Origin of the sequence: Zavarzinella formosa DSM 19928, assembly GCF_000255705.1 — a bacterium.
GTDB lineage: Bacteria > Planctomycetota > Planctomycetia > Gemmatales > Gemmataceae > Zavarzinella > Zavarzinella formosa.
On the sequence record NZ_JH636440.1, the window covers coordinates 900,582 to 908,076 of the forward strand.

Annotated in this window: 7 protein-coding genes; 2 read left to right on the forward strand and 5 right to left on the reverse strand. The window is 60.9% G+C overall.

Annotation, left to right across the window (positions count from 1 at the left end; translation table 11 throughout):
* The first annotated feature begins 232 nt into the window (after window positions 1-232).
* Window positions 233-406: a hypothetical protein gene (locus BGIM_RS62905; RefSeq protein ID WP_020470566.1), complete on the forward strand. Its 174-nt coding sequence runs from the start codon at window positions 233-235 to the stop codon at window positions 404-406.
* Between the two features lies 1 nt (window position 407).
* Here the strand turns inward: BGIM_RS62905 and BGIM_RS0114935 are convergent, their stop codons facing one another.
* The gene (locus BGIM_RS0114935) at window positions 408-2,015 is read right to left on the reverse strand and encodes a hypothetical protein (RefSeq protein ID WP_020470567.1); all 1,608 of its coding nucleotides are present in this window, start codon (window positions 2,013-2,015) and stop codon (window positions 408-410) included.
* Between the two features lie 203 nt (window positions 2,016-2,218).
* Window positions 2,219-3,106: a serine/threonine-protein kinase gene (locus tag BGIM_RS0114940; protein WP_020470568.1), complete on the reverse strand. Its 888-nt coding sequence runs from the start codon at window positions 3,104-3,106 to the stop codon at window positions 2,219-2,221.
* Between the two features lie 267 nt (window positions 3,107-3,373).
* Here BGIM_RS0114940 and BGIM_RS0114945 point away from each other — a divergent pair, with 267 nt between their 5' ends.
* Complete coding sequence (locus tag BGIM_RS0114945) at window positions 3,374-3,805, forward strand: hypothetical protein (protein ID WP_020470569.1); 432 nt, start codon at window positions 3,374-3,376, stop codon at window positions 3,803-3,805.
* Between the two features lie 44 nt (window positions 3,806-3,849).
* Here BGIM_RS0114945 and BGIM_RS0114950 read toward each other — a convergent pair whose 3' ends face one another.
* From BGIM_RS0114950 to BGIM_RS50425, 3 genes are all read right to left on the reverse strand, one after another.
* Window positions 3,850-5,625, reverse strand: coding sequence for a leucine-rich repeat domain-containing protein (locus BGIM_RS0114950; protein ID WP_020470570.1), 1,776 nt, complete (start codon window positions 5,623-5,625; stop codon window positions 3,850-3,852).
* A gap of 93 nt (window positions 5,626-5,718) precedes the next feature.
* The gene (locus BGIM_RS0114955) at window positions 5,719-6,447 is read right to left on the reverse strand and encodes a sulfite exporter TauE/SafE family protein (RefSeq protein WP_040889178.1); all 729 of its coding nucleotides are present in this window, start codon (window positions 6,445-6,447) and stop codon (window positions 5,719-5,721) included.
* A gap of 133 nt (window positions 6,448-6,580) precedes the next feature.
* Complete coding sequence (locus tag BGIM_RS50425) at window positions 6,581-7,069, reverse strand: YfbM family protein (RefSeq protein ID WP_020470572.1); 489 nt, start codon at window positions 7,067-7,069, stop codon at window positions 6,581-6,583.
* Window positions 7,070-7,495 lie beyond the last annotated feature (426 nt).

Sequence of the window (7,495 nt, forward strand, 5' to 3'; positions counted from 1 at the left end):
TGCCCTCCGGCTCGACTCATCGCTTCTCATTCCAAACGGTAATGTAGAAAATTCACAAGCTCCTTGGGGCGAAAACCATCAACGCGGCTGGGGCGAATCCCCCTCGCCCGTCATTTTCAAAAACTTTGATTTTTCGCTTAAGTTTTGACCCAACTTGGCCGACTTGCCCTTGATTCGGGTTTGCCCGGACGGTATCAACCTCCCACTTGATCGAAATTGCGGAGGATGATCCGTGTGGAAGAAGTTGTTGGGATATGCCGCGATGACGGTCGTGCTGCTGTCGTGCGGGACCGGTTGCCGGCTCTGGTGTGACGGGTATTGTGATCGCCGGGACCGGGATTGCGACCGGCGTGACCGATGCAACGACCGGGCGCCGCCGATGGCGGGGGTCAACGATTGCCGATAAGTCAGACGGCCGCCGTCTGTGTTCCCTGATTGCGGTCGAACCAGCGGCGCAAATCGCCCTCGCATCGCTCGCGCACCCGCCGGGCCAGCCAGATTGTTCCGGCCCCGACGGCCATCGGCCCCAAAAACCATGTCCATGTCAGCGGCTCGGCGACAGCCACATAAACGGCGCCGGACGGTATCCACGCGGCCAGCATCGGCAGATTCATCCGGATCAACAACACGGCGATCAACGGCAGGCCGAGCGTGAGCATCGAGCCAAGCCCGTTCGCCTGCATGCCGCTGCCAAACGCCGCAAACCCGACCACGAACGACATTCCCCACAACAAGCCGATGGCGGCCACGCATGCCGCCGCCTGCGGCCACGCGACCCGGCCGCCGAGCAACATCGCCGCGACCAGCATTAGGGCCACGCCCATGTATCCCCGGCCCCGGCGCCAAGCGGCCGCGAGGGCGGCGTTCCAGTAATCATGGCCGTCCAACTCGGTGAGCAACAGCAATTCCAACCGTCGGCATCGGTCTTGCGTCGAGGAGTCCCATAGCCCGTATTGGAACGCGGCCGGGACTGCCGCCAGTACCGACAGGCCGGTGATGAGCGCCGGCGCCCCGCCCATGCGGTCAAAGATGGCGAACACCGCGTGCCCCATCCACGCCGGCCACGCATCCCCGGCGAGCAAATAAGCGGCGTAAAGGATGCCGAACCCGCCCGCGAGCCAGATGTTCACCCGGCCGGAAAACTCCATCACCCGTTTCACCGCCCACCACGACAGCGGCCGGTCGCCGATATGCTCCGTCTGAGCGACGCGGGAACTATCAATGGGGCGATAATGCCGGTCGTGGAAATGCCCGCGCAGCCGGAACATGCCCCGGACATAGAGCGCCCCGCCCGCGACCAAGCCGACGACGGCCACGATGATTGCCCGTTCCAAGGCGATGAGCGGAACCCCGTTGATCGGGTCGAACCAGAATTGCATGATGCCGAACGGGTTGTATTCGTGCAACCCGCGAAACCCGAGGAAGAACGTCTCGGCCATCGTCTCCGGCAACGCCTGCAACCAATCCCGCAACCGCTCCCCGGCCAGCACACCGACCGTGAGATAAACCAAGATGCCGAGGCCCGAGAAGATCTCGCCGATCCGCTTCACGAGAATGGTTTCATACGCCCAGACCGTCAGCCCCACCCCGGCGACGATGCCCCAGATCATCGGGTAGACCACGAACAATATCAGATCGAACCAATGAATCCGCCCGGCGAAGACCATCAGCCCCAAGGGAATGGCCCCGGTGAGTTGCACCAGCAAAAATCGGGCGATGCCGACCAGCGACTCGGCGATGAAAACCCGTTTTGGCTGGATCGGAGACGTGAGCAGAAATTCGAGCGCCTGGCTCTTGGGAATTTGCGTGAGCCGCCAGCCAATCAGCACGGCCCCCTGCACAATCCCAGCCCCGAGGAGGGCGTAACCGGCCAACTCCAGAATGTTGGCTCTGGGGGTGGAGATCACCCACCACGCCACGGCCGCGCAGAACAACACATGCGCCACTGCCGCCCGGCGAAAAGCCGCTTGCCGGGCCGGGGCGATCATCGCCAGTCGGAAAAACGGTCCCAGCATGACGGGCCTGTTCCTGAGTGGGGATTGAGAGGGTGTTGATTGGGGTTTTCGGTCTGAAAGACCGATTAACCCAGCCCGGTCCGTGAGGGCCGGGAAGTCTGCCGCCGGGGTTTTTCGACCGGAACGAGGGTGGTTGTCGCCGAATTCCCGGCCCTCACGGACCGGGCTGGATTAATCGGTCCTTCAGACCGAAAACCCAATAATCACACCATGACCGCGCCGTATTTCGAGCTTGGCACCGGCGTTTGGTGATTGGTTCCGCAGGCTTCGTTCATCGCCGCCATCATCGCGCGGCAATTGGGCCAGCGGCGGCTTGGTTCGAGGTCCAGGGCCCGTTCCAGCACGCGGGCTTCCTCCCGGCTGACACCGGCGAGGTTGGGCGCCGGGCGTTGATAGCTGTGTTCCCGCTTGAACCCGGAGGTAATCGCCGGGAAGGGGAATTGGGCGGTGCGAAGGTGGAAATAGGTGACGGCCAGACTGTATTGGTCGCTGGAGTCGGCCAGGATGCCGCGATGGACCTCCGGGGCGGCGAAGTCCAGCGTGCCGGATTTTTCCTGTTGTTGGCTCAGCATGGAGGTCGGCCGACATAGCCCGAAATCGGCGAGCTTGGCGGTGTCTCCCACCAGCAGCAGATTGCTCGGCTTCACATCCGCATGTTGGAAGCCGACCGTACGGCCTTCAAAGGGATGTTGATGGGCGTTGAGATAATCCAGCCCGTCGGCCACCGACACCAAATAATGCAGGACGACATCCGGCGTCATGGCTGTGCTGTATTCGTTCTGGTAGGCTTCGAGCAAATCAAACAGACTGCCGTCGGCGAGTTCCATCGCAATCACGATGTATTCGGGAATGCTCCAGATCCGCTCCATGCGCAACAAGCTGGAATGCTTGAGCTTCTGGATCGCCTGAATGATCTTCATTTCTTTGATGCTGGACGCAGAATTGCGACTGGCCATGAATTTGATGGCGCATCGCTGCCCGTCCGGGCTGACGGCCTCCCAAACCTCGGCAAAGCCCCCTTTGCCGCGAAGTTCCGTGAGTTTCCATCCGGGGATGGGCTGAGAGCCGGATTCTAGTCGGATTCGATTCACGATATAACCAGCACAATCGTTACGACCGGACCTGTTCACTTAATCGAACCATAGAACGGGAATCGACAAAAGCCGGGAATTTATGAGGAGCCGGGGAAGGAGATCAGGGTGACGGATGAAGGTTAAAGGATGGAAGGAAAACCGGGAACAGAAGAGCAGAGCAGTTATTCGACCGGCCGTCTGTCGCCCCGCATGAGGAAATTGCATGGAGTTTCGGCCAACGTCAGGTGGTATAACAGGCCCTGAGCCACACTCGGAGATTTCATCATGCGCGTATTGGTATTCGCATTGGCGCTGATCGCCGGTCAATTCGGCTTCGCCGGGGAGCCCGACAAGAAAGACCTTCCCAAGCCACTGCCTGACGACATTATCAAGGCGTGGAAAGACGCCGGAGCGACTGTCGGGTGGATGAAGCTGGAGACGACCGGCGGCCTGATTTTTATTGAGAAGCCCGAAGCAGGCGCCATCCCGGCATTCCGTTTCCCCAATTGGAAGGATGGTGTGGTGGCGAAATTGCCAGTCCCCGATACTTCCTTCGGCCTCGATTTGTCCAAGACCGAGTTGACGGACACGGGACTCAAAGAACTGGCCGGCCTCAAAAAGCTTGCCTCGCTCTCTCTGTGCGAAACCAAGGTAACGGACGCCGCCGTGGAGGCATTGCAAAAAGCCCTGCCGAAGTGCCTCATCTTCCATTGCTGACGGCGTTCCTTTTTCTCTGGAAACTTCACGCAAGCCAAAAACTGTCACTTGATGATGGTCACCCGCGAGGCCCAGCGGATGGTGGCGGCGCCTTTTGATAGTTGGGGGGCTTCGGTGAGGTCGAGTTTTTGGAGGTTGGGGAGGTCTCTCAGGGTGTCGATGTTGGGCAGGCTTTCGCAGCGGGAAAGATCGAGTTCCTGGAGGTGGGAGAGGCCCCGCAATCCTTGAACGTCTCTCAGGCCGACGCAGCCGTGAAGATTGAGGGCGCGGAGGTTGCCGAGCGTTTTCAGCCCGTCCACATTCAACAGATGGACGCAGTTTTGGAGGCCGAGGATTTGGAGGCTGGCGAGTGTTTTCAATCCGTCCAGCGTCTTCAAGTTGTTGGAGGACCGGAGATCAAGCACCCGGAGGTTGACGAGGTCTTTCAGGGCATCCACATTCGTCAGGTTGGGGCAGAGGCCGAGGTCGAGCGATTGAAGACCGGTCAGCCCCTTCAAGCCGTCCACGTTCGTCAGGCCGGCGCAGGAGCGAAGATTCAATTGCCGGAGGGCGGCCAGATTCTTCAGAGCGTCCACGTTGGTCAGCCCCGGACATTTGTGGAGGATCAGTTTCTCCAGACCGGTCAGGCCGGCCAGCGCATCCACATCTTTCAAGAGGGGGCAGTTGCCGAGATCGAGCGAGCGGAGGGTCTTCAAGTTTTTCAGCCCGTTGATGTTTGACAATTGAAGGGCGCCATCGAGATTCAGGCTGGCGAGCCGGTTCAGGTTCTTCAGCGCGTCCGTGTCGGTCAGTTGCTCGCACCCGGCGAGATTGAGTTCTTCCAGCGAGGTCAGGTTTTTTAACCCGTCGATATTGGCCAGCCGGGCGCATCCGGCGAGATCGAGCCGGCGAAGATCGGTCATGTTTTTCAGGCCGTCCGCGTTCGTCAGCACGGCGCATTTGCGGAGGAACAGTTGTTGCAGGCCGGTCAGGTTCGCCAGCGCGTCGATGTTGGCCAGTTGCTCGCAATGACCGAGAAACAGCGATTCCATCGCGGTCAGTTCTTTCAGGCCGTCCGCGTTCGTCAGGCTGGCGCAACCATCGGCCAGCAGACACATGAGGGCGGGCGCCCCCTTGAGACCGTCGAGATCGGCGAGCTTTCCGCATCGAACAAGGCTGACATACCAGAGGCCGGGCATGTCGGTCAGTTCAAGACGAGTCAGCCCGACGCACCCGGTGAGATCCAATTCCCGGAGGCCGGACAGCCCGCGAAGTTCGACCGTGTTGAGATTTTTGCATTCACTCAAATCAAGTTTGCGAACAGCCCCCAGTTTGTTGAACAACGGAGAAATCCCGGCCGTCGATTCCAGCGGGTGGTCCGGCGCAAGCTTGAAACTCAACTCCCCGTCCGGTTCTCTCTTGGTCACGCGCAGGCCAAACTCGGCTTCCAGCGTCGTCTCGATGCGGGTTCGCTCCCTCGATTCCAAATACGGTACGCCCCGCAAGGCCACGAACAGGCTGAGCAAGAGCAGAACGGCGACAACCCCCGTGGCGATGGCACTCACCCGCGAGGACGGCGGCTGATGCCGCGTTCGCCAGAGGAAAAACATTTGCCCCAGCAATGCGACAACCGGAAGGCCGGCCACAAGCCAATAGGGCCAGTCGCGAGGGCCAAAAATCCTGTTGCCCGGCTGCTGCATTTTCCAAAGCCCCGCCGTCATCGTGCCGACGAGGGCCACGCCCAGTGCCAGATGACACAACTCCCAACGACGATCACTGACAAAACGCCACAGCGTCGTCGTTGTCGGGTCCGGATGGCGGGCGGGCGCGGGATGGGGCATGATGGAGAGATGGTTGAGGGCCGACGATGTTGGCCAGATTGTACCACGCCGGGTCAATGAATGTCCGGTGGAAGAAAAGAAGCGAAGAATATCTCACGCCAATGACTGGCATAGCAGCACGATTCCCGCCGCGATCAGGCCCAAGTGGACATAGCGGAGAAAGGCGTTTCCGTTCAGGCGGTTGTTGACGACCCGGCCCAGGAAGATGGCCGCGAGGACCGCCGGGAGCGAGGTCAGGTAATGATGGGTCACTTCGGCCGTCCAGAGGCCCGCCAGCCAGTAGCCGATCAGGCCCGCGAGGCTGGCGGGGAGAAAGTATCCTTGCAGCGTCGCCCGGAAATGCTTGGGGGACCAGCCGCGAAGGGTGCCATAAATCACGAGCGGCGGGCCGTTCATGCCATAGGCGCCCCCCAAGACCCCGGCGCCGAATCCGAACAACCACGCCAGCCGGTCATTCTGGAGGGCCGCCCGTTTCCGGCCGAGCAGGATGTAAGCGGAGAATGCCGCGATGACGGTGCCCAAGATGGCCTTCACGGCCCGCTCGCTCACTTCGGTCAACAGGAACAACCCGATCGGTGTGCCCGCCAGCGTCGGGATGAGCAGCCACAACGCGCTGCGAAAGTGAACATGCCGCCAGTCCTGCGCGACGACAATGGCCGCGACGGTGATGGAGACCAGCACCGCCACCGGCGCGGCCGCCGCGACCGGCATCACCAAGGCGAGCAGGGGAACCGCCACGAGGGCTTCGCCAAACCCAAACGCCGAGCGGATGAGGGTGGCGAGAAAAAGCGCCGACAGCACATGAATCAACGTCCAGTCCACGATCACCACACTTCAGGGATTGATCTGAATGGCGGGGGAGAGATGAAAAGAATATCTCGCCCAGAGGCGGGAAGACAGGCGAGGAAACAAAAATCCATTCTCAGCCCGCATAACAGTTCGGCGGCACGGCGCCTCATCTGATGGTGACCACCAGCGAAAGCCGGTCCTTCGCGGCCTGACGGATGAACTCCTTCAATTCTTGGAAGTACCCGCCGTACTCTTCCAGCAATTCCTCCAATGGCTCGTCCCAAATCTGGGGATAGATATTCGCGGCCTCCAAGGCCGGGGTGTTGAATCGCCGTTGGAATGACTCGTCGTCAACCGCGGCCAAAGCTTGGTTGAGACGGGCCACGCCGTCCGTGAACAACACACGGGCGGGGCCGTAACCGACATCTTCGTTGCCGATCGGTTCGCCGCCGGAGACGAGAAAGTTCAGCGATTCATCCCCCTTATAGGCAGAACCGGTCAGGGCGAAGTGCAGGCCGTGCCAGCTTTTTTCGAGGGACAATCGCCGGCCGGGGTCTGTCCGGGCGGCGAGGAGGGCGCGGATGCCCGCCGGATTTGCCATGACCTCCCGCGCCGTCGGCTCGGGGATCGCCAAAAGCGAGCAGATCATGCCCATGCGGGATCTCACATTTGCGTGACATGAATCGGAAAGAATCAAACCGCTTTTAATCCGCCATCCGGTGGCAGGCTACCCGACCGGTGAACGCCTGTCAAAAACCATTTGCCGATTGGCCGTCTCATCAGATCCGCGAACCTCGCCTTCCCGCCCTGTCAGGGAAAGTCGCCAATCGGGCCAAAATCATCACCGTGGCATATTGATTGCAACCTTTTCAATAGTCGTCCACGGATGATTTTGTCCTACTTTTAGGAGTTTCCTCTCATGCGTGCTCTCTATCTCGGTCTGGCCTGCGGCCTTGCCTTGACCGCTTCGATTTCCGCCCAAACGTCTCCCCGCCCGGCCGCCCCGGCCCAACCAGCCACCCCGGCCGCTCCGGCGCAACCGGGGCAAGTTCAGCCCCCTCCGGCCCCTCCGACCAGCCCC